At 35.9% G+C, this 527-nt stretch carries 1 protein-coding gene; it reads right to left on the reverse strand.

All coding sequences use genetic code 11. The annotated features are described in order from the left end of the window. Window positions 1-37: 37 nt before the first annotated feature. A partial coding sequence (locus EQ827_RS08870; RefSeq protein ID WP_258231835.1) for a CdaR family protein occupies window positions 38-527 on the reverse strand: 490 nt, incomplete at its 5' end.

The raw sequence follows: 527 nt of genomic DNA on the forward strand, positions 1-527 counted from the left end.
ATAATGTTATATTCATATTTTAAGTTTTATCTATAACTCAGATACACGCACATATAATAACACTCTTATATTCCGAAAAGAAAGTATAAGTTTTATCAGCAGCACCTTTTTGTACAAATTTTAAAGAAACTTTTTTCTTAGGTAAAGATATCGGAATTTTAACATTAGTAGTTTGGGGCGTCATTAATACTGACAAAGTGTGCCCTTGAGCATCTAAAGCCTGTAATAATACTTCTTGATGAAAGTCAGTTGTAGAGTTCTTCGGTAAATTAGCACGAGCAACAATCTGATTAACCTTTTGTACTTCAGAACGTGCACCCACTACCTGGACAATTTGCGGATTAACCGAAATATCGCCTACTTGATATCCATCAGCGACACCTCCAGCATTATAAGCGGTTTGAATCGGAAAGACTTTTTCCATTCGTGGCTCAATATCAATGTCTACATACTGTGGTTTAATCGTATATTTCAATTCACGATTTAGCCCATTTTGACACACCTTAACCCGATGCTTTCCCCCCTGC

The sequence above is a fragment of the Bombilactobacillus bombi genome (assembly GCF_013607485.1).
In the GTDB taxonomy this organism is placed as follows: Bacteria; Bacillota; Bacilli; order Lactobacillales; family Lactobacillaceae; genus Bombilactobacillus; species Bombilactobacillus bombi_A.